Here is a 20,779-nt window from a genome sequence, read left to right on the forward strand (position 1 = left end):
ATCCAAAAAGCGAACAGACGCCGGTGGCGTAGAAGTCTGACTCACCGGCGTATCCTCCCCCCCCTCCCCACTGCCCCACCTCCACACGCGAAACCTCACGTCCTGCACTCCCGAATCTCTCCTTTTGCTGTCAACTCGTTGACTCGTCCGGGCGCAACACAGGTGTTGTGGTTGCTCCAATACCCAAGCCTTCTCAACTATTTACAGCAATATTTCCTTTCGGAAGAAAAGCCTTGCCTTTTAAAAAGCGTATGCTATGATGCTCATTTTTTAAGCAGGATAGGAAGGTGAAGATAATGCACAAAACGGTGACCATCGGGTCGCTGACATTGAGAAACAGGCTCCTCCTGGCGCCGATGGCGGGGATCACCAACCTGGCGATGCGACTGATGGCGCGCGAGCAGGGAGTGGCGCTTACCTTTACGGAGATGGTAAGTGTCAACGGACTGACCAGGGAAGGGCAAAAGAGCTTCGACCTGCTGCGCAGCACGCCGGAGGACCGGCCCCTCGGCCTGCAGCTTTTCGGGGACGATCCTCAGACGCTGGCGGACGCCGCAAAGCTCGTTGAGGGGTACGGGGAGCTCATCGATATCAACATGGGGTGCCCGGTGCGCAAGGTCGTCGGTACCGGCGCCGGCTCCGCCCTTTTGAAGGATCCGCAGAGAGTCGCCGCGATCGTGCGCAGCGTGCGGCGGGCGACGCCCCTCCCGCTGACGGTGAAGATCCGCACCGGATGGACCTGCGGTGACGACGTCTTCCTGGAGATCGGGCGCATAGCGCAGGAGGAGGGGTGCGACGCGGTGACGCTCCATCCGCGCAGCCGGGCGCAGATGTTCGACGGGAAGGCCGACTGGAGCAAGATCGGTGAACTGAAAGCCGCCCTCACCATCCCGGTCATCGGCAGCGGAGACCTCTTCAGCGCGGCGGACGTGGTGGCGATGATGGCGCAGAGCGGCTGCGACGCCGTCATGGTCGCCCGCGGCGCCATGGGGAACCCGTGGATTTTCAGGGAGGCGCTCGCGCTTCTCGAGGGGGGGGAGCCGCACCCTCCGACGAGGGTGGAACGGCTGGCGGCGGCCAGGAGGCACCTCGATCTCTTCTGCGAGCTGGAGGGGGACCGCACCGCCCTCATGGAGATGCGAAAGCACCTCTCCTGGTATTCCAAAGGACTGCCGGGTGCGGCGCAGTTTCGCGCGGCGGTGAACAGGATAGAGCAGGCAGCGCACCTTACCGAGGTCATGGAGAGCTTTTTCAATGCATGATGTCATGGAGGGGTACTACGAGAACGTCATCGACAGCGTCGGCGACGGCGTCATCGTTCTCGACAACAGCGGCGCCGTCACCTTTGTAAACCCGGCGGCGGAAGAGATTTGCGGCGTCTCCAGGCGCCAGGCGAAGGGGAAGCGCTTTAGCAGCATCTTCAGCGGCTCCGATCTGCTGCTGGAGATGGTGGAAAAGACGATGGCGACGGGGATGTCGGTCTCCGATCACGAAAACGTGGTCATGAGGCGCGGCGGCCGCGTCGTCCCCGTCAGCGCCAGTACCTCTCCGCTTCAGATGTCCGACGGGGAGCGCGGCGGAACGATCGTCGTCCTGAGGGATCTCACAAAGGTGCGCGAACTGGAGGCCGCCGTTCGCCACGCCGATCGCCTCTCCTCCCTCGGAACGCTCGCTGCCGGCCTCGCCCACGAGATCAAGAACCCTCTCGGCGGCATCAAGGGGGCGGCGCAACTTCTCGAGATGGAGCTTCCCGAGAGTCACGAGATGCGGGAATACACCCGTGTGGTGCTGAAGGAGGTGCAGCGGGTGAACTCCATCGTGGAGCAGCTCCTGGCCCTTGCCTCCCCGGGAAAGCTGAAGCTCGACAAGGTGAACCTGCACCAGGTGCTCGGCGACATCATTCTCCTGCAAAAGCACGACACTGACTGCCGCGGCATCACGGTGCACCAGTTTTTCGATCCGAGCATCCCGCCGATCGTGGCGGACGAATCGCTCATAACCCAGCTTTTCCTCAACCTCATCAGAAACGCCATCGAAGCGATCGGCGAGGGAGGAACGCTGAAGGTCACCAGCCGCATCGTCTACGATTACAGCATGAGCCAGAGAGGGGAGGGGCGGGCGCGTCTCCTTGCGGTGGATGTCGCCGACAACGGTCCGGGGATAGCGGAAGAGAACCTGGAGCAGCTCTTTATGCCCTTTTTTACCACGAAGCCGACCGGTACCGGCCTCGGGCTCGCGATCTGCCAGAAGATCGTCTCCGAGCACCGCGGCATGATAAACGTCGACTCGCACGCGGGAAGGGGCACCGTCTTCACGGTGAGCCTCCCGCTGCTGCAGTAGCCATCGAGCTGTCAGCCGGGAGTGCCTCCGGCGCCGAGCCAGGCAGATGAATTGAGGAGCTTTTATGCCGATGAACAGGATATTGGTTGCCGACGATGAAGAAAGCATGCGCTGGGTCCTCTCCAAGGCCCTGAGGAAGAAGGGGTTCGCGGTGGACCTCGCCAGGGACGGGGAGGAGGCGCTGCGCCAGATCAGGGAGAACGCGTACGACCTCGCCATCCTCGACATCAAGATGCCGGGGATCTCCGGACTTGACCTCCTGGACCGGGTAAAGGAGGAGTGCGCCGATCTGTTCGTCGTGGTCATGACCGCCGAGGCGAGCATGAAAAACGCCGTGGAGGCGATGAAGCGCGGCGCCTACGACTACCTCACCAAGCCGTTCGATCTCAGCGTCATGGACGCGGTCGTGGAAAAGGTGAGTCGCGCGCGGGAGATGAGCGGGCAGGTGAACCTCCTGAAGGAGGAGCTGAAGGATCGCTACCAGCTGGAGAAGACAATCATCGGCAACTCCCCGGCGATGCGCGAGGTGTACAAGACGATAGGGAAGGTGGCGCCGAGCGACGTCACGGTCCTCGTGCAAGGTGAATCGGGAACGGGAAAGGAGCTCATCGCGCGGGCGATCCACTACAACTCCCGCCGCCTCGGGAAACCGTTCATTGCGCTCAACTGTGCGGCGATCCCGAAGGAGCTTCTGGAGAGCGAGCTCTTCGGCTTTGAGAAGGGGGCCTTCACCGGAGCGACGGAGCGCAAGCTCGGGAAGTTCGAGCAGGCGAACGGCGGCACGATCTTTCTCGACGAGATCGGGGACATGCCGATCGACCTGCAGGCGAAGATCCTCAGGGTCCTGCAGGAGCGGGAGATCACCAGGACCGGCGGCAACCAGAGCATCCAGGTCGACGTGCGGGTCGTCGCTGCGACGAACCAGGACCTGGAAGAGAGCGTGCGCAAGAAGCAGTTCCGCGAGGACCTCTACTACCGCCTCAACGTGATACCGATCCAGCTCGTGCCGCTGCGCGAGAGGAGCGAGGACGTGCCGCTTCTGGTAGAGTACTTCCTCGGCAAGATCTGCGCGGAGCTCGAGCACCCCCCGAAGCGCTGCTCCGCCGACGCCATGCGGCTATTGAGCAACTATTCCTGGCCCGGCAACATCCGCGAGCTGGAGAACACCATCAAGAGGGCGGTGATTCTCTCTCCCGACCCGCTTCTCATCTCCGCCGATTTTCCGGGGCTGCGCACCCGGCAGGGGGAGGGGGGGGGCGAGGAGCTGTCACTGGAGGGGATCGTCGATCTGAAGCTCAGGGGGAGTTTCAGCAACATGGAGCGGATGGAGAGCGGCGACGTGTACGCCATGGTGCTGGAACAGGTGGAGCGCCCGCTGATCCGTTTCGTGCTGGAGAAGACGCGCGGGAACCAGGTCCGCGCGGCAGACATCCTGGGGATCAACCGCAACACGCTGAGGAAGAAGATCACGGAGCTGGGGATCGAGGTGGTGAAGCCGGGGTGAACTCTTTGAGCGCGGCCTTAGCGCCCACTGCTGAATAAATGGTTCATCCCGGGAATCTCGAAGTCGAGATGAATGTGCTATCAAAGCAGTAGGCGAGGTAGCAGGTTCCCCCCTTTGCGAAGGGGGGACAGGGGGGATTTGCTTTTCGTTAGCACATGCTGATTTCTCCTCAAACCGCAGCCGTCTGCAGCACCATTGAGATCAACGACATAGCGACCGACCGGTTGGCCTCGACCCAGAATCTGCTTGCGCCGTAGATGAGAGCACAGCAGGCACTCAGTCATATGCTTGCGCACTTTGACGGGGGCATCTTCAAGTCGGTCATCCCGTGACCAGACCAAGTCAAATCCCCCCTGTCCCCCCTTCGCAAAGGGGGGGACGCGAGGTCTTGTGCGGCGCTTCTTTGCGGCATAGTACGAGTTCCCCGCAATCCCGCCAAAAGGAGGATGTATGTCGATACTGGAGAAATTCTTTCTGGAGCGCAGCAAGACGATGCTTTTGGTGGTCGATGTGCAGGAGAAGCTTTCCCGCGTGATGGACCCCGCGGTGCTGGAGAAGTCCACCCGCAATATCTCCATCCTCCTCGAGGCGAGTGCGGAGATGGAGATCCCGGTGCTGGCGACCGAGCAGTACGTCAAGGGGCTGGGAGAGACGATACCGGAGCTGAAGGAGAAGCTGCCGGCGGCGGCGATGGAGAAGATGACCTTCAGCTGCTGCGGTTGCGAGACCTTTCCAGATGAGCTCGCGCGGCTGAAGCGCCCTCAGGTCATTGTCACGGGGATGGAGACCCACGTCTGCGTGCTGCAAACCGTGCTGGAACTCCTGGATGACGGGTACGTCGTCCATGTGGTGACCGACGCGGTGCTGAGCCGGCGCAAGGAGAACTGGAAGACGGCCCTGAAGACGCTCGCCGCAGCCGGTGCGGTCCTCACCACGACGGAGGCCGTCCTTTTCCAGTTGCTGCGGACCTCCGGGACCGACGAGTTCAAGAAGCTTTCGAAGCTGGTGCGCTAGATCGTCTGGCGCTTGATATAGCGGGCGAGGGCGCGGGCGCACTCCGGGGAGAGGTCGGTGAACTCGATCCCCACTCCTTCCTGCTGTGAGTGCTTATGCCGGTTCTTCGAAGTATTGAGCCAGGCAACTCTTCCTTTGGTCTGAATGATGGCACCGTCGGGATCGGGGAGGGGAAAGACCATCTCCAGCAGAACGTTCTTCTCCAGCTCGTGTGACGTCGCCAGATAGGCGCCGTTGTCGCTGATGTCGAGGATGTGCCCGGAGAGCGTCAGCCCGAAGATGCGGAAATTAGCCTTCATGCGGCAATTTAGCCGCTTCCCCCGCCTGTCGACGGCGGGGAGGAGCTGGCGGGCCATCTCCATGAAGATCTCCTTGTCCAGCGGCTTCGTCAGAAACCCGTCGCATCCGGCGGCCATGCAGACCGCCTTGTCCTTATCCTTCCCCTCCGAGGTGATGAGCACCACCCGGGTGCCCCGCAGCATCGGGTCGCTCTTGATGGCGGCGCACGACTCCGCGCCGTTCATGACCGGCATGTGCAGGTCCATGAATATCAGGTCCGGACGCTCCCTCTTCGCTACCCGCAGCGCCTCTGCACCATCCCTGGCCGTGAATATGGTCGCCGCGGAAGCCTGCAGGAAGTCCTTCTGCAACTCCACGAACATGCTCACATCGTCCACCACCAGCACTTTTACCGTCATTCAGATCCCCTGCGTGTTAATTTTTGTATCTGCCTCAAGCTGAACCCCATCCCCACCCTGTCCCTCCCCTTGAAAGGGAGGGGACGTGAGGGGGACGCTCCTCCTTGGAGGCCGCGCGCCATCTGCGACCACCTTAAACGGAAAGGGGAGGGCGCGGCCTGCGCTGCCCTCCCCCCATGGTGTCCCGCTGCCAGCCTCTACTTCTTCGTTGCCAGCGCCTTTGCAATGATGTCGTGGTTGAGCCAGAAGACCGGCGCCTTCGGCTCCCAGGAGGAGTTGAACATGAGGTAGCCGACTCCCTGGAACACGCCGCGGGAGAGGACTGCGCACACGATGTCTTTCGGGCTTTTGTTCATCGCCAGAAGCTGCGCGGAGCAGTCGAGCATGAACTCCTGCTGCTCAGGGGAGTTGTGCTGCGGCCAGCTTGCGAAGTCGCGCGTCGCGGTGACGAGCGGCGAGGAGAGATAGGCATTCGCCTTCTCCACCACGGACTCCAGCGTCTCTCCGTCCTGCAGGAGCTCCTGGCACTCGGCGCGCAGCTCCTCGAGCCCTTCCTGCTTCAGCGAGTCGAGGAGGGGGTAGAGGGAGAGCTCCACGCCGAGGAAGAGGGCGCTGGAATTCGTCTGGATCTCCGGGCAGTTGTACACGCTCGCCTTGATCCCTTTTTCCCACGCGGCAGCCGCCACGTCCTCGAGACGAATCTTCGCCCACCCCTGCAGGTAGGGGGTGTAGGACTGCCAGGTGTATTTCCCGTCCACGAGGACCTCGCAGCCGTGATAGCCGAATGCGGCGTAGCGGACGGAGTGCTTCTCGCGCAGCGACGCGGTCGCCTCGATGAGGTAGCTGTAGGTGTCGGCGGTGACTTCGTCGAAGCTCACGCGGCACAGTTCCCCGAGGTCCGAACCCCAGAAGGCCTCGGAGGAGAGGAAGCGCTCGCCGGCGCCCTTGAAGAGCCTGTTCAGGATCGGCATGAAGACGCGGGTGCGCGGGATCCCACCCGCCATGGTGTGCACCACCAGCACGTTCGTCTTTTCAGGGATGAGCCCTTCGAGCTCCGCGATGACGGTCGAGAGGTTCTCCTTGAACCTCTGCGTGCCGCGGTTTCTTGCGTACTCGATCTCCTCTTTCGGCAGGTTCACCGAGCTCCAGTCGTCCGGCTTCACCCCTTTCAGCTTGTCCACGATGGAGACGCCGTCGCTGCACGGCTCCATGTCGAACCCAGCCTCCAGCGGAATGTTGATGATCTTGCCGCCGAGGTTCTCTTCGGCAAGGCGCAGCTCCTCGTCCGTCAGGGCGCGCAGCTTCCCGTCCGTATCGTGCCTCCCCACGGTGATCCCGATGATGGTCATCCCCTTGTCGCGGGCCTCGTCAACGATGCCGTTTGCATAGCCACGGCCGAACAGCTCCCCGCACAGGAAAAGGACGTCTCCCTTGCCGAAGCCGGCCGGTACCGGGAGCTCTCTCAGAGCATTGAATTGTGTCATTGGTTGATCCCTCTCTTTCACATTGAATTGAAGCTCAGTTACCGCATATCCCATCCTTCAGGAGGGCATAGCGAGGATCGGAGTGGCGCCGCCAGGCGCTGCATCCGGTTCCTTTGTCCAGGGACTCGTGTTTCGGCAGATCGGCCCTGCCTCACACGCGCCTTTATAACTAGTTCTTCCGGAGTATTCCGGCAGAGTCGCTAAAACGTCCCCTCCCCCCATGCGGGGGAGGGACAGGGTGGGGGGGAAGGTGCGACCAGTTCAGGAGATGGCAGCTTCACCCACCCCCTGGCCCCCTCCCGTCAAGGGAGGGGGGAAGAACTCCCCCGATGCTTCCTCAGAATGGTGGCGGGATCAGTAGTCCTCGCGCGCCAGGTTTTCGAATCGGGTCCACTCGCCACGGAAGGCGAGGTCGACGGTGCCGATCGGGCCGCTCCTGTGCTTGCCGATGATGACTTCCGCCTTCCCCTTCAGCTCCTCGTTTTCCTTGTCGTACACCTCGCCGCGGTACACGAACATGATGATGTCCGCGTCCTGCTCGATGGCGCCGGACTCCCTGAGGTCGCTCATCATCGGGCGCTTGTCGGAGCGCTGCTCCAGTCCGCGGTTCAGCTGGGAGAGTGCGATAACCGGGATCTCCAGCTCTTTGGCAAGCCCTTTCAGGGAGCGCGAGATTTCCGAGATCTCCTGCTGGCGCGATTCGGGGTTCGCTCCGCCGCGCATGAGCTGCAGGTAGTCGATGACGATGAGGCCGATGTCGTGCTCCGCCTTCAGTCGCCGAGCCTTGGAGCGGAGCTCCAGGATGGAAATGGATGCGGTGTCGTCGATGAAGATCTTCGAGTCGTGCAAGGATCCCGCCGCCTTCGCCAGCTTGGGCCAGTCGTTTTCCTGCAGGTTTCCGGTCTTGAGCCGGCTGAGATCGACGCGGGCCTGGGAACAGAGAAGCCTCTCCACGAGCTGCTCCTTGCTCATCTCCAGCGACCAGATCGCCGCCGGGTGGCGCTGCTGCGCCTCGACCGCCGCGTACTGTGCGACATTGAGGGCAAAGGTCGTCTTCCCCATGGCGGGGCGCCCGGCGATGATGACGAGGTCGCCGGCATGGAACCCCGCGGTCATCTTGTCGAGGTCGTGGTAGCCGGTCGGAACGCCGGTGACCGCCTCCTTCTTTTCGTAGAGGAGCTCGATGTTCCTCATGGCGTCTTTGAGGACGTCGCGCACCTGGAAGTACGCCGGGCGGATCTTGTTTTCCGAGATCTCGAAGATGACCTTCTGCGCGCCGTCGAGGAGCTCCTCCACGTCCACCTGGTCCTCGAACCCCTTGGTGACGATGTCGGTGGCGGCGGTGATGAGCTTCCTCGTGACGCACTTTTCCTTCACGATCTTGCAGTAGTACTGGATGTTCGACGCCATGGGGACGAAGTCGACCAGCGTCGCCAGGTATGCTCCCCCGCCGACCTCCTCCAGCTCACCCTTCTTCTTCAGGATCGTGGTGAGGGTAATGAGGTCGCACGGCTCCCCCCGCTCGTTCAGGTCGATCATGGCCCGCATGATCTTTCTGTGCGACTCGCGGTACAGGTCTTCGGGGGTGAGGATCTCCAGCGCGCGGTTGATCGCCTCGTTGTCGACGAGAATACCGCCGAGGATGGACATCTCCGCCTCGATGCTCTGGGGGGGCAATTTTCTCAGGTCAGACTGCTGCATGGACTACCTCTTTTAGACCTCCGCGGTCCGCCGTGGTCAAAGGCGGGATTCTACCGTTCAAAGCGGTGCAGGTCAATTCTTTTGCGACTTTAAAGCGTGCTGCATTCCCTGAGGAAGGCGAGGGACTTCAGGGGACGATCGAGGTGGGCGGCGACGGCGGGGTCGAGGAGCCGGTCCGCCTCGTGAAGCGCCGCATCGGGAAAGTGGATCGAGCCGAACGACCCCGCCCTCATGGCGCGTGCGAGGATCGTTGCGGTCTCAGGCGAGATCGGGGCATTCTCCAGCGGAGGCTGATAGCCGAGGATCTTCAGGAAGTTGACGGTAAAGAGGCGGCGGTCGGAAGGGGAGGGGGGGGCGCTGTCGAGGCGTTCCAGGTAGCTGGAGAGGAGCCGGAAGAGGCGCGGATTCGCCTCCCCCTCGGGGGTGAAGCGCTCCACCAGTTCGCAGGCGTAGGCCGCGCAGCCGATCTGGGAGAGGTCGACCCTGATGCCGGGGTGGATGGTGACCACGTCCGCGCTTTCGATGGAGGTGAGGCCGGAGTAGGGGATCTTTAGCTGCAGTCCGAGGTGGGCGAAGGGCTCCAGTGCGCCGCCGAAGCGGCGGCGGCTGCGTTTGGCGCCGCGGGCGATGCCGGAGAGGCGTCCTTCTTCGCGGGTGAAGAAGGAGACGATCCGGTCGGCCTCGCCGTAGTCGGTGATTCGCAGTACGATCGCTTCGCAGGCGGTTTTTCGCATGGGAGAAAGTAGCATCCGCGAAGCGGTGCAGTCAATGGGTAGAAAGGTGCGGCTGATTGATAGGGGCCTTACTCACCCCCTTTGCGTGGGCTCAACCGGTGCCTTTAGTAGGACAGGAGCCTAGGCGTCCCCTCCCTTTCAAGGGGAGGGACAGGGTGGGGATGGGGTAGGTTTGGCGACCACCGACCCCCATCCCCCTCCTGTCCTCCCCCTTGAAAGGGGAGGGACGCGCTGCCGACAGCTCAGCTTAATCTTGTCCCCGGAATTGCGGAAGAACCGTGTTTATTCTTTGCCGGCAGTTCCATCTGCTATCCTGACTTGGCGACAGAAATGCCGGGAACGCCTGCGGCTTATCCCGGCCTACATTACACATTGACGGGTGCGACGGGGGGCTGCGTCCTTAGCGCAGCCCCATCCGGGCGAGGATCCTGCCGAGGAACTTGTTGAGGGGGTGGCTGCGCGGCAGCGAACGGATCGGCGGCACGCGCCTCTTGCCGTACTGCTCCAGCTCCGCGAAGAATTCGGGGCCTCCGCCATGCTGGACGCCGCTGCGCAGCGTGCTCAGCCCCTGCTCCTTCGCGCCGGCGAGGATCTGCACCCGTCCGAGGTTCAGGTAGTGCTCCAGGTTTTCCGGCTCCCGGGAGACGGCCTCCTCGGCAAGGCGCAACGCCCTCGGAAAGTCGCGGCAGCTCTTCGCGATACTCAGCGCCAGGTGAGAAGCGGTCTCCGCCGTCTCGTTCAGCGACATCGCCTGCTCGAGGCAGCGCCGGGCGAGGTGGAAGAGGCCGCGCTGCAGGGCAACCACTCCCTTTTGCTGGAACTCCTTCGCAGCCACGCTCGGCTCCGCAGGCTCAACCTTTTCATAGTGGATCAGGGTGCAGGAGGGTGAGGCGCCGGGAATCTCCTCCCGCGCGACCTCCACGAAACTTTCCGGTATTTCCGGAAAGCGCACGTCCCCTTCAAAGCTGCCGTGTACACGCGTCAGGTAGATCCTCTGCGCGATCTGCATCGCCTCGCGAAAGACCTCCTCGCCGCCGCAGATGAAAAGCTCTTCTTCCCCCTGGGCGAGCTCGAGCGCTTCCTTCAGCGTACGCGCCAGGTGGTACCCCTCCGGCGGGGGAGGGGCGCTTCTGGAGAGGACTATGGTGCGGCGGCCGGGGAGGGGGCGGCCGATCGACTCGAAGGTCTTTCTCCCCATAACGACCGTGTGCCCTAGGGTGATCTCCCGAAAGCGCGCCAGCTCAGCGGGGATGTGCCAGGGCAGCTCCCCGTGCCCGCCTATTACGCCGTTTTCCGCAACTGCCGCTATCATCGAGACGATCATCACCTGCTCCTTCACATCTTCTTTAGCGCAACGTGACCATGGTGACCCCGTCTCCCCCTTCGAAGCGCTCTCCGGTCCTGAAGGCTGCCACGAGGGGGTGGCCGTCGAGGTAGCCCCGCACCCCGTTCATCAGGGCGCCGGTCCCCTTGCCGTGCACGATCCTGATCTCCGGAACCCGGTCGCGCGCCGCCCGGTCGAGAAAAGGCTCCAGCCGCGCCAGCGCCTCCTCGACCCGGAGGCCGATCAGGTTGATCTCCGCCGCCGGCTCGGGTCGCTCCTCTTCCTGCACCCTCTTCTGGCGCGGTTTCGGCTCCTTCCCCTTCGGCTGCAAGAGCGCCGAGAAGGCCACCTCGAGCTCCATGCTGCCGGCCCGTACCCGGGCTTTTTCCTGACCGGGATTGACGGAGACGATGCGGGCGTCGAGATTCAAGGGCTTCACGAAGACGACTTTTCCCGGCTCGATCTGAGCCGGCCGCTCCTCGGGAGGACGGAGCTCGGCGAGCTTTTGCTCCACCTCCGCCTCTTTCTGTTCCAGGAGTTCCCTGGCCTGGCGCCCCTTCTCCCGGCGCGCCTCCTCAAGGATGGCCGCCACCTCACGCCGGGCGCGCTGGATGACTTCCTTTGCCTCCTGAAGCCCCTGCTCGCGTGCCCCCTTGAGCTGCGCCTGCGCCTCTTCGAGGCGTGCCTGTGCCCGCTCTTCCCTTCTTTTGAGCTCCTCTTCGCGTTGTGCGAGGTCGTTGAGTGTTTCATCGACCTCATAGCTCTTTTTCTTTAGCTCGGCGAGAAGGGCGTGGAAATCCGCTTCCATGGTGCCGAGCATCTCGCGGGCGTGATTGACGACCCGCTCCGGCAGGCCGTAGCGCCGGGCGATCTCCAGTGCGTGTGATTCCCCCGGCTCGCCGAGCTTGAGGCGGAAAAGGGGAGTGAGCCGCTCGCGGTCGAAGGCCATTGCCGCGTTCACCATTCCGGAGTCGCGCTGCACGAAGCCGATGATCTGGGTGAGGTGGGTGGTGGCGATCACCAGCGCACCCTTCCCCTTCAGCTCGGAGAGGACCGCGCAGGCAATGGCCGCCCCCTGCCCGGGCTCGGTGCCGGTCCCGAGCTCGTCCAAAAGAACCAGACTGCGGGCGTTGGCGCCGGTGAGGATGGATGAGATCTTGGAGATGTGTGCGGAGAAGGTCGACAGGCTCTCCTCGATCGACTGCTCATCGCCGATGTCCACCAGGATGTCGTCGATATGGGGGAGGATGGAGCCGTCGTGGGCCGGGACCGGCATGCCGCAAAGCGCCATCAGGCAAAGGAGCCCGGCGGTCTTCAGCGCGATCGTCTTCCCGCCGGTGTTGGGGCCGGTGATGACCATGACGCGGCGCTCCGGATCGAGCTCGAGGTCGAGGGGAACCACCTCTTTCCCCATAAGGGTGAGGATCGGGTGGCGCGCCCCCCGGAGGAGGACCTTGGTGTTCGAGTCGAGGAGCGGCGTCTCGCATTTCAAGAGATCGCTGAGCGCCGCGATGCAGTTCAGGATGTCGAGCTGGATGAGGGCATTCAGCTGTTCCTGTATCGCCTCCGCGTCTTCCCTGATCCAGTTGCAGAGTTGCCGGATGATGCGGATCTCCTCCGCACGCTCGTCGGCGGCGAGGTTCTCCAGCTCGTTGGCCAGCCCGATGATCTCCAGCGGCTCCATGAACGCGGTCTCCCCCGAGTTGGAGACGGCGTGCACCACCCCGGGCACCATCCCCTTCGAGTCCATGCGCACGGGAATTACCCAGCGGCCGGACCTCTGGGTGATGAAGTCGTCCTGCAGGAAGATCGCGGTGTGACGCTCCCGCACGATCTCCTCCAGGCGCTTCTGGATCCGCTGGGTCAGCCCCTTCTTCTTCGCGCGCAGCTCCGCGAGGAGGCGCGACGCAGTGTCCAGGATCTCACCCTCCGAATTCACCGTGTGCTCCAGCGGGTTCAGGATGTCCGGGAATCCCGTGATGGAGCCGGCGGCTTCTTTGAGAAGCGGGATGTCCGTCCTGAAGGCGAGCTGCGAGGAGATCGCGCCCATGACGCGCAGGGTGGGGATGAAAAGCTGCAGTTCCAGGGGGGAGAGAACCGCCCCAGCCGGGCGCACGTTGCGCAGCTGCCGGGAGAGGTCGGCGAATGCCGAGAGTTTGAGCGAGATGCCGAGTCTTGAGAGGGTGCGGATCTCCTGCACGAGGCCATAGGAGCGTTCCATCTCCTCCCGGGCCCTCATCGGCCTGATCCTCAGGACTCCATCATGTGAGGCGTCGCAGTGAGCAAATACCGCCGCTTTTTCAAGTACTCTGTCAAATTCCAGCCGCTTCAGCGTTTCTTCTGTAATCATCAAAACTTCCAATCTCTCTTTTCAGATAGGTGCTGCTGCAAAGATCTAGTCTCATACTTCCGGTGGAGCCGTAGTGTCTTCCAAGGAAGCACCGCCAGGGGATCTCACGTTCCCCCCTTTGCGAAGGGGGGACAGGGGGGATTTTGGCGGAGTGGAACCTGTCGGTGAAGTCGCCGGCAAATGCCGGGAACGGCTGCCGGCTTATCCCAGCCTACATGTACATTTTCACTCAGAGAAACCAGCTCACCGGGGTGAAGAGCCGCTCGAGGGTCCGCACCAGGTACCCTCTCTTTTCATGTTCGTGGAGAGCTATTCGCTTCGCCGTGCGCAGGTCGTTTCCCAGCATCTCGGCCACCTGGCTGCCGAAGTCGAGGCTGTCCACCACCACGTTCAGCTCGTAGTTCCTGTGGAAGCTTCGCTGGTCCAGGTTCGCCGAGCCGACCATGGCCCAGCAGTCGTCGATCAGGAGGACCTTCGCATGGAGCACCGCTGCCGAGAGCTCGAATATCTCTATCCCCCCCTTCAGTAGCTGGGCGTAATACGTCCGGCTGACGAGTCGGACCAGGGGGACATCGATCTTGTAGGGGAGGAGGAGCCTTACCCGCACACCGCGCGCGGCGGCGCGCAGGAGGGAGCGGATGACGATGGGGCCGGGAATGAAGTACGGCGTCGCGAGGGTAATGCTCTCGCTGGCACCGGCAATGGCGACCCTGAAGGCGCTCCTGATGAAGGAGCGCTTCTGGTGCGGCCCGCCGCTGATCACCATCACCCGGGCGTCCCCCGGCGGCTCCACGACCGGTGCGCCGACGCACCCCTCCGGCACGAAGCCGCGCTCGTGCTGCCACGTCTCGCAGAAGAGGCGCAACAGTTCCCGCACCGCTTTCCCCTCGATCATGATCCCCACATCGCGCCACCTCTGCAGGAGCTCGCCGCACCCGGCGTAGCTGTCCGCGATGTTCAGCCCGCCGGTGAAGGCGCAGGTGCCGTCGATGATGGCGACCTTGCGGTGGTTCCTCTTGTCGAACCAGGCCACCCCCCTGCTGAAGAGGGGGTTGAAGGCGGTGCAGTGCACCCCCCCTCTCTGGAGCCTCCTGAAGAAGGAGGCGGGGGTGTCGAAGCTGCCGATGTGGTCGTAGATGAGGAAGACGTCGACCCCGCGGCGCACCGCTGCTATGAGGGCATCGGCGACGGCGGTCCCTGTGGAGTCGTCGCAGATGGTGTAGAACTCCATGCAGATGAAGTTCTTCGCCTCCCCTATGGCATGGAGCAGTGCGGGGAAAAAGTCGGACCCGTGACGAAAGAGGGTGACCTTGTTGCCGTGAAAGGCGACAGCTTCCGTGTTTCTCCGAAAGAAGTCGAAGAACCTCGGGGTACGAAAGAGCCACTTTTTTCTTTTGCGGCGCAGGGTCGACATAGGCCGTTTCTTTTACATCGGTGGCGGGAGCGGCAGTAACTCTCGATGAGGGGGCGGAGGGCGCCGCGGGGTGCCGCGGGCCCTCCGTCATCGCAAGGCGGGGTTAAGCGGCGATGACTTCCTTCACCCCTGGAACCCGGTCCTTCAGAGTCCTTTCTATCCCCATCTTCAGGGTCATGGTGGACATCGGGCAGTGGCCGCAGGCGCCAACCAGGCGCACCTTGACCACACCGTCGTTGCTGACGTCGACGAGTTCCACGTCACCGCCGTCCGCCTGCAGCGCCGGCCTGATGGTCTCCAGTACCTTCTTTACGTCTTCTACCATGTCGTCCTCCCTTGTAGTTGTCCTTCTCTATAGTAAGTGAAAGTTCACCATATTCAAAGAACTAACGGCGCCCGCCGTGCACCCCGGGAGAGGTGAGGGGGAGCGGCGCGAGCACCTCGTCGACTTCCTCCGCGGAGAGGAGCCCCCGTTCCAGTACGACCTCCCTGATGCTCTTCCCGCTCTTCGCCGATTCCTTCGCGACCTCGGCCGCGGCCGCGTAGCCGATGGCAGGGGCGAGCACCGTCGCCAGCCCGACCGACTGGTCGAGATAGTTGCGGCAGCGCTCCTCGTTTGCGGTGATCCCCTCGATGCACCGGGTGGTGAACTGGTGCACGCAGTTTTTCAGGATCTCCAGTGAAAAGAGGAGGTTGTGGGCGATGACCGGCATCATGACGTTCAGTTCCATCTGCCCCGCCTGCGCCGCCATGGTGACGGTGACGTCCGCGCCGATGACCTGGAAGCCGACCATGTCGGTCACCTCCGCCATGACCGGGTTCACCTTCCCCGGCATGATGGAGGAGCCTGGCTGCACCGGGGGGAGGTTTATCTCGTTGAAACCGGTCCGCGGGCCGGAGGAAAGAAGCCTCAGGTCGTTGGCAATGCGCACCAGGTTCACCGCCACCCCCTTCAGGCTCGAGCTGAGCGCGACGAAGGGGTCCATGTTCTCCATCCGCTCCGCCAGGTCCGCGCCGCGCACCAGGGGAAATCCCGTCTCCCGTGCCAGCGCCTGCACGACGAGGGCGATGTAGCTCTCCTCGGCGTTCAGCCCCGTCCCGACCGCGGTCCCGCCGATCCCCACTTCACACAGCTCGGGCAGCGTCCGCTCTATACCGGCGAGGCTCTTCTCTATCGCGCCGGCATAGGCGGCAAACTCCTGCCCGAGGCGGATCGGCACCGCATCCTGCAGGTGGGTGCGCCCCGACTTGAGGATGGGGTCGAACTCGACCCCCTTCTGCCGCAGGGCCCGGGCGAGCCCTTCGAGCTCCACCAGCAGCTCCCTCGCCATTCCGAGGGCTGCGAGGCGCATGGCGGTGGGGAAGACGTCGTTCGTGCTCTGCGCCATGTTGACGTCATCGTTCGGGTTCACCGCCTGGTACGCCCCGAGCTCCCCCCCGAGGATCTCCTCCGCGCGGTTGGCAAGCACCTCATTGACGTTCATGTTGTGGGAGGTCCCGGCGCCCGCCTGGAAGGGGTCGACCACGAACTCGTCCGCGTACCGCCCCGCGAGCGCTTCATCGGCCGCCTGCATTATGGCCTTGCCGATCTCGGGCTCCAGCCGCCCCGTCCCCATGTTTGCCTCGGCTGCACACTTCTTTATCAGGAGCGTCGCACGCACGAGCGCGCGGTGCGGCTTGAGACCGGAAATGGGGAAGTTCTCGATCGCCCTCTGGGTCTGGGCGCCGTAGTACGCTTTCGCAGGGAGTTCAACGACCCCGAGGGTGTCCTTCTCTTGGCGAGTCGCCATGGCTGCTCCTTTTGATCCTCATTGCCGCAGCGCGTCGTACCGCTCCGAGATGACCCGCAGGTGCTCTTCCTCTTCCCGACGCAGCGTCTCGATCATCCCTTTCCCTTCCGGGTCGCTGCTTTTCTGCAGCAGCTCGTCGTAGAAGGCGATACCCTTCCTCTCCACCTCCATGGCGAGGCGCAGCGCCTCCAGGTCGTTGGTGTGGAAACCGACCCCGGTCGGCTCAAGGGGGACGGTGGCGCCGGCATAGAAGACCCGCTCTCCCCCGCGGTCCAGGGCGTTGTACAGTTCGGAGAGCTTCAGATAGTGGACCTCTTCCGTCTTGGCGAGCCAGCGAAAGATCCTCTTCCCCTCTGCACTGAAGGTTTTCTGCTCGGCTTCGGTGTAGAAATCGAAAGTCTCCTTCTCGATCTCCATTCCGCGCATCAGGGCGTCCATCACCTCTTTGTTGGCATCCATGGCTGCTCCTTTCCCTTCCGTCAGCTAAGACCCCTAAAGTTAAATGATATCTCCTTTCATCCCGCGGTGCGCGGTGCGGCTCCAGGTGCCGGGACGGCCGGTCAATCCTCTTCTGTCGTCCGCTGCGCGGTCATCTGGTTGAGCTGCAGCAATTCCTCGATCGTCCGGGCCTCCAAAACGGCACACCCGAGCGCCGCCGGGACCTTCAGGTCGACGTCGTAGCGGTCGCCGACAAAGAGGGTTTCCTCCGGCGGGTAGCCGATCTCCTGTAGGATCTTGCGGATCACCGACTCGTCCGGCTTCGGGCTCCAGAAGTCCTCGATGGTGAAGACCTTCTTGAAAAACCCGGCGACGCCGATCTGCGCCATTATGCGGCCGGAGAGTTTTCTGTTGTTGTTGGTGTAGAGGAATAGGTCGAATCTGCGGGAGAGTTTCTTGAGGAGCTGGGTGACGCGGGGATCGACCGAAAGGTGCCGTTCGGGGTTCACTCCTGCCGCGAATGAGGCGTGGAGCGAACGGAGGTCACCCCCCATGGCGATGACGGAATGGCTCAAGGTGCCACCATGCTCCGCCTGCCGGCAACGTTCCCGCTCTAGGATCTCTGCGGCCTCGGCTTCGTCGACATCCTTCAGCCGCGCGATGTAGCGCAAGGCGCTGTCACTTACCTGCTGGCCGATCTCCTCGTTCTGGTACAGGGTGCCGTCGAGGTCGAAGATCAGCGCCTTGATGCGGCTATGAGAGGGTGATGCAGGTGTCATAGCGTTTGCCCTTTGAAGGTGTGGTCCCTCGTGCTGCACACAGGTTATAAGGCATGGTCACTTCTTTGTCAATGAGAGGCGCATCATTGAGAAAGGAGAGGTAAATACTTCTGTGTGATCTGACTCAACTCACTGTCACAGGACGCGGATTCACTCTAGATTCAGTTGCAGGAGATGCCTTTATCTTGCTCAATCCGGAGCGATCATCAGAAAAGAAGTCCAAAGGTTGATGCCGCTCCGGAGCCATTAACAGAAGCAGCCTCATTGATCCAGTCCTTTTTTCAGGGTCATCCGAGAACTCGGGGGACAGCCGGTCGGACTTCCCCTCCCCCCTTGCGGGGGAGGGACAGGGTGGGGGGGAAGGTGCCACCATTTCAGCCACATAGCAGCTTCGCCCACCCCCTGTCCCCCTCCCGTCAAGGGAGGGGGGATCTTCCTGACGCCGGCGCCCCGGAATTCCCGGAGAGCCTTTTTTCATGCACCGTCGTAGAGGGCGCAGGTCTGACGCGCCATCGCCGCCAGTTCCTGTCGCAGGTCGTGCGGTGCGAGGAGTTCCGCATGGGCGCCGTAGGAGAGGATCCAGGAGAGGATCTCCATCCTGCCGCCGGCGCGGAAGGTGAGGACGACGGAGCCGTCTTCCTGCGCGGCCACCTCCTGCGAGGGGTGCCACACCCGGTCCCGCACCGCGTGCGCGATGCCGGGAGAGAAGCGCACCTTCACCTCCATGATCGGCTCCGCCACGAGCCCAAACGCCGTCTGCAGGGCCTGCTCCGGCGTGAAGTCCTCCGGAATCTCGAAGCGCTCCTTCAGGACCTCCACGCCGCAGATCCGCTCCAGCGCAAAGGTGCGCAGCGCCTGGCGGTTGTGGGCGAAGCCCAGCAGGTACAGTCCTCCCTTCTGGAAGAGCACCGTGTAGGGGTCGACGCGGTAGTTTGCCGCTTCCCCGCGTCCGGCGGGGAGGTAGGAGATGACGATGCTCTGCTGGAAAAGGAGCGCCTGGCGGATCGACTCCAGCGCGTCGTGGCACTTGCTGTAGTCGCGCCGCCCCTGCAGAAGCGGGTGCGCGACCTTGGCGATCCGCTCCATGTGGGCGGCGAAACGTGGGGGGAGGACCGAGTTCACCTTCCGGAAAACGGTGGCGACATCCTCGGCGAAGGGGGTCCCTTCCAGGAAATCGATCTGGGAGCGGATCAGCGAGAGGGTCATCAGCTCCTGGAGCGAGAAGCTGATGGGGGGGACGTCCTTGAAGCCGGTGATGAAGCGGAAAAGCTTTTCCCCTTCCTCCCAGTCGAAAGTGAGGGGGTACCCGGCTTCCTGGATCGCGATGAGGTCGCGCTGGATGGTGCGCCTCCCCACACCGGTCTCTTCTTCGAGCTCGGTGAGGGAGACGCCGTGGCGTGCCTCGATCAGGCGGATGATGTCGTGCACCCGTGCCGCCTGCGAGTATTTCTTCGAGGGCCTACCCTTGCGGGGCATCTGCTGCTGGTTTCTTGCGGGGACGCCGGCGGCGCTTCTTCTTTGCCGCTGCCTCGCCGTTTTCGGCCGGCTGCCCCCCTTCGGTCGACGGTGCCGGCGCCGCTGCCTGCTCTGCTGCCGCCGGCTTTTCTCCTTCCGCCGGGCGCCGCTTCCCGCTGGAGCGAGGCTTCTCGCCCGATCGCGGCTTCTCGCCGCGGCCCCCCTTCTTCGGATGCTTCGGCTCCGGGTGCGGGCGGGGCTTGCTCCTCTTGTAGTCGTGCACGAACATCTCGTCTTCCGCCCACTCGGTCGGGATCTTCTGCTTTATATAATCCTCGATCGCTTCCAGGTAGAAGGCGCCGTCCTCGTCGGCCAGTGAGATCGCTTTCCCCTCCGCGCCGGCGCGCGCAGTCCTGCCGATGCGGTGCACGTAGTCCTCGCAGTCCTGCGGCAGGTCATAGTTGATGACGTGGGAGACGCCGTCGATATGGAGGCCGCGGGATGCGACGTCGGTGGCGATCATGATCGGGAGCGTGCCGTCCTTGAAATCCTCGAGGATCTTCAGGCGCTTTCTCTGCTCCACGTCACCGGAGATGACCCGGCAGGGGAAGTCGTTGGCGCGCAGGCGGTCCTGGAGGAACTCCGCCTCCCTCTTCGTGTTCACGAAAACCATCGTGCGCGCCATCCCTTCCTTGCGCAGGAGCCCGAGGAGGAGGGGGAACTTCTCCTTGCGCGACACGTGGTAAAGGACCTGCTCCACGCGCTCCGCGGTCATCTGCTCCGGGGTCACCGAGACCTTTTCCGGCATGTTCATGAACTCGTAGGCGAGCTCCATGACGCGCGTGTTGAGGGTCGCCGAGAAGAGCATGTTTTGCCGCTTGTCGTAGTTGGGGAGTTTCCGGAGGATGTAGCGCAGGTCGGCGATGAAACCCATGTCGAACATGCGGTCCGCCTCGTCGATGACGAGCGCCTCCACTTCTCTCAGGGAGTAGACCTTTTGCTTCAGGTAGTCGATGAGGCGACCAGGGGTTCCGATGACCACATCGGCGCCGGCCTTCAGCGCGTCGCGCTGCTTCATGTAGTCGACGCCGCCGTAGATCGCCTGGATGGTGAAGCCGGTGTGCTTGCCGAGCGTCTGGGCGTCCTTCTCGATCTGCACCACCAGCTCGCGCGTCGGGGCAAGGATGAGCGCCCGCGGGTTTTGAGGCGTGCCGGACCTTTCCTGGCTGAGGAGCCTGGTAAAGAGGGCGATGAGGAAAGCTGCGGTCTTGCCGGTGCCCGTTTGGGCCTGGCCGGCTACGTCTTTGCCGGAGAGTGCAAGAGGCAGGGATTTTTCCTGGATGGGGGTGCAGTCGGTAAAGCCCGTTTCCTCGATCCCCTTCTGTACCAGTGGGGGGAGGGGCAATTCTGCGAATTTCATGATGGCTTTTTCCTTTTTTTACCTGATTTCAAGAGGATATCATTAACATAAAGTGCCGTAAATGGCAATGCGAAAGGGTGCGAGGCGGGATTTAATGCGGCATCGCTTCGGTGACCGAAGTGGGACATTGCGTAGCCGGGGGAGCCGCCACCCGTCCATGTCGCCGGGGGAGCCGCCACGTCCATGTAGGCCGGGATAAGCCGCCAGGCGTTCCCGGCAGTCCACAACAGACGCAGCCGCCCAGGTGGGAATGGTTGTAGTAGAGCAGGAGTAGGCGTCCCCTCCCTTCCAAGGGGAGGGTCAGGGTGGGGATGGCGTTAAACCGTCGTTGCCT

17 protein-coding genes are annotated in these 20,779 nt (G+C 63.0%); 4 read left to right on the plus strand and 13 right to left on the minus strand.

What is annotated here, in order from left to right; translation table 11 throughout:
* Window positions 1-296 precede the first annotated feature (296 nt).
* The 4 genes from dusB to LPW11_RS13145 all read left to right on the plus strand — a co-directional run bounded on the left by dusB (window position 297) and on the right by LPW11_RS13145 (window position 4,858).
* Complete coding sequence (dusB, locus tag LPW11_RS13130; RefSeq protein WP_230994329.1) at window positions 297-1,262, plus strand: tRNA dihydrouridine synthase DusB; 966 nt, start codon at window positions 297-299, stop codon at window positions 1,260-1,262.
* Window positions 1,255-2,340, plus strand: coding sequence for a two-component system sensor histidine kinase NtrB (locus LPW11_RS13135; RefSeq protein ID WP_230994330.1), 1,086 nt, complete (start codon window positions 1,255-1,257; stop codon window positions 2,338-2,340). Before dusB ends, LPW11_RS13135 begins: the two co-directional genes overlap by 8 nt.
* Window positions 2,341-2,404: 64 nt before the next feature.
* Window positions 2,405-3,844, plus strand: a complete 1,440-nt coding sequence (locus LPW11_RS13140) for a sigma-54-dependent transcriptional regulator (protein ID WP_230994331.1) — start codon at window positions 2,405-2,407, stop codon at window positions 3,842-3,844.
* 450 nt (window positions 3,845-4,294) lie between these two features.
* Window positions 4,295-4,858, plus strand: coding sequence for a hydrolase (locus LPW11_RS13145; protein ID WP_230994332.1), 564 nt, complete (start codon window positions 4,295-4,297; stop codon window positions 4,856-4,858).
* Here LPW11_RS13145 and LPW11_RS13150 read toward each other — a convergent pair.
* The 13 genes from LPW11_RS13150 to LPW11_RS13210 form a co-directional block, all read right to left on the minus strand.
* Window positions 4,855-5,556 (minus strand): response regulator, encoded by a 702-nt coding sequence (locus LPW11_RS13150; RefSeq protein WP_230994333.1) that lies wholly within the window; start codon window positions 5,554-5,556, stop codon window positions 4,855-4,857. The genes LPW11_RS13145 and LPW11_RS13150 overlap by 4 nt on opposite strands.
* A gap of 197 nt (window positions 5,557-5,753) precedes the next feature.
* Window positions 5,754-7,040 carry an enoyl ACP reductase FabMG family protein gene (locus LPW11_RS13155; RefSeq protein ID WP_230994334.1) on the minus strand — a complete coding sequence of 429 codons (1,287 nt, stop codon included), beginning with the start codon at window positions 7,038-7,040 and terminating at the stop codon, window positions 5,754-5,756.
* A 354-nt stretch (window positions 7,041-7,394) separates the two neighbouring features.
* Window positions 7,395-8,741: a replicative DNA helicase gene (gene dnaB, locus LPW11_RS13160; RefSeq protein ID WP_230994335.1), complete on the minus strand. Its 1,347-nt coding sequence runs from the start codon at window positions 8,739-8,741 to the stop codon at window positions 7,395-7,397.
* 89 nt (window positions 8,742-8,830) lie between these two features.
* Complete coding sequence (recO, locus tag LPW11_RS13165) at window positions 8,831-9,475, minus strand: DNA repair protein RecO (protein WP_230994336.1); 645 nt, start codon at window positions 9,473-9,475, stop codon at window positions 8,831-8,833.
* A gap of 400 nt (window positions 9,476-9,875) precedes the next feature.
* On the minus strand, window positions 9,876-10,799 hold the full coding sequence (locus LPW11_RS13170) for a dihydrofolate reductase (protein ID WP_230994337.1): 924 nt from the start codon (window positions 10,797-10,799) through the stop codon (window positions 9,876-9,878).
* 22 nt (window positions 10,800-10,821) lie between these two features.
* On the minus strand, window positions 10,822-13,149 hold the full coding sequence (locus LPW11_RS13175; protein WP_230994338.1) for an endonuclease MutS2: 2,328 nt from the start codon (window positions 13,147-13,149) through the stop codon (window positions 10,822-10,824).
* A 229-nt stretch (window positions 13,150-13,378) separates the two neighbouring features.
* Entirely contained in the window at window positions 13,379-14,563 is a 1,185-nt protein-coding gene (locus tag LPW11_RS13180; protein ID WP_230994339.1) for a phospholipase D-like domain-containing protein, read from the minus strand.
* A gap of 103 nt (window positions 14,564-14,666) precedes the next feature.
* Window positions 14,667-14,888, minus strand: coding sequence for a NifU family protein (locus LPW11_RS13185; RefSeq protein WP_230994340.1), 222 nt, complete (start codon window positions 14,886-14,888; stop codon window positions 14,667-14,669).
* 61 nt (window positions 14,889-14,949) lie between these two features.
* Entirely contained in the window at window positions 14,950-16,353 is a 1,404-nt protein-coding gene (locus LPW11_RS13190) for an aspartate ammonia-lyase (RefSeq protein WP_230994341.1), read from the minus strand.
* 18 nt (window positions 16,354-16,371) lie between these two features.
* Window positions 16,372-16,812: a ferritin family protein gene (locus LPW11_RS13195; RefSeq protein WP_230994342.1), complete on the minus strand. Its 441-nt coding sequence runs from the start codon at window positions 16,810-16,812 to the stop codon at window positions 16,372-16,374.
* 101 nt (window positions 16,813-16,913) lie between these two features.
* On the minus strand, window positions 16,914-17,570 hold the full coding sequence (locus LPW11_RS13200; RefSeq protein ID WP_230994343.1) for an HAD family hydrolase: 657 nt from the start codon (window positions 17,568-17,570) through the stop codon (window positions 16,914-16,916).
* A 474-nt stretch (window positions 17,571-18,044) separates the two neighbouring features.
* The gene (locus LPW11_RS13205; protein ID WP_230994344.1) at window positions 18,045-19,046 is read right to left on the minus strand and encodes a helix-turn-helix transcriptional regulator; all 1,002 of its coding nucleotides are present in this window, start codon (window positions 19,044-19,046) and stop codon (window positions 18,045-18,047) included.
* On the minus strand, window positions 19,030-20,445 hold the full coding sequence (locus LPW11_RS13210) for a DEAD/DEAH box helicase (protein ID WP_230994345.1): 1,416 nt from the start codon (window positions 20,443-20,445) through the stop codon (window positions 19,030-19,032). The genes LPW11_RS13205 and LPW11_RS13210 overlap by 17 nt, the downstream gene beginning before the upstream one ends.
* Between the last annotated feature and the right edge of the window lie 334 nt (window positions 20,446-20,779).

Origin of the sequence: Geomonas sp. RF6, from assembly GCF_021044625.1 — a bacterium.
Classification (GTDB): Bacteria; Desulfobacterota; Desulfuromonadia; order Geobacterales; family Geobacteraceae; genus RF6.

What these genes read in the sequence shown, in the direction of transcription:
- recO (WP_230994336.1), bottom strand. Translation starts at nt 9,475, where the DNA reads ATGCGAAAAACCGCCTGCGAAGCGATCGTACTGCGAATCACCGACTAC.
- LPW11_RS13210 (WP_230994345.1), bottom strand. Translation starts at nt 20,445, where the DNA reads ATGAAATTCGCAGAATTGCCCCTCCCCCCACTGGTACAGAAGGGGATC.
- LPW11_RS13200 (WP_230994343.1), bottom strand. Translation starts at nt 17,570, where the DNA reads ATGACACCTGCATCACCCTCTCATAGCCGCATCAAGGCGCTGATCTTC.
- LPW11_RS13205 (WP_230994344.1), bottom strand. Translation starts at nt 19,046, where the DNA reads ATGCCCCGCAAGGGTAGGCCCTCGAAGAAATACTCGCAGGCGGCACGG.
- LPW11_RS13190 (WP_230994341.1), bottom strand. Translation starts at nt 16,353, where the DNA reads ATGGCGACTCGCCAAGAGAAGGACACCCTCGGGGTCGTTGAACTCCCT.
- dusB (WP_230994329.1), top strand. Translation starts at nt 297, where the DNA reads ATGCACAAAACGGTGACCATCGGGTCGCTGACATTGAGAAACAGGCTC.
- LPW11_RS13155 (WP_230994334.1), bottom strand. Translation starts at nt 7,040, where the DNA reads ATGACACAATTCAATGCTCTGAGAGAGCTCCCGGTACCGGCCGGCTTC.
- LPW11_RS13140 (WP_230994331.1), top strand. Translation starts at nt 2,405, where the DNA reads ATGCCGATGAACAGGATATTGGTTGCCGACGATGAAGAAAGCATGCGC.
- LPW11_RS13170 (WP_230994337.1), bottom strand. Translation starts at nt 10,799, where the DNA reads ATGATCGTCTCGATGATAGCGGCAGTTGCGGAAAACGGCGTAATAGGC.
- LPW11_RS13175 (WP_230994338.1), bottom strand. Translation starts at nt 13,149, where the DNA reads ATGATTACAGAAGAAACGCTGAAGCGGCTGGAATTTGACAGAGTACTT.
- LPW11_RS13195 (WP_230994342.1), bottom strand. Translation starts at nt 16,812, where the DNA reads ATGGATGCCAACAAAGAGGTGATGGACGCCCTGATGCGCGGAATGGAG.
- dnaB (WP_230994335.1), bottom strand. Translation starts at nt 8,741, where the DNA reads ATGCAGCAGTCTGACCTGAGAAAATTGCCCCCCCAGAGCATCGAGGCG.
- LPW11_RS13150 (WP_230994333.1), bottom strand. Translation starts at nt 5,556, where the DNA reads ATGACGGTAAAAGTGCTGGTGGTGGACGATGTGAGCATGTTCGTGGAG.
- LPW11_RS13185 (WP_230994340.1), bottom strand. Translation starts at nt 14,888, where the DNA reads ATGGTAGAAGACGTAAAGAAGGTACTGGAGACCATCAGGCCGGCGCTG.
- LPW11_RS13145 (WP_230994332.1), top strand. Translation starts at nt 4,295, where the DNA reads ATGTCGATACTGGAGAAATTCTTTCTGGAGCGCAGCAAGACGATGCTT.
- LPW11_RS13135 (WP_230994330.1), top strand. Translation starts at nt 1,255, where the DNA reads ATGCATGATGTCATGGAGGGGTACTACGAGAACGTCATCGACAGCGTC.
- LPW11_RS13180 (WP_230994339.1), bottom strand. Translation starts at nt 14,563, where the DNA reads ATGTCGACCCTGCGCCGCAAAAGAAAAAAGTGGCTCTTTCGTACCCCG.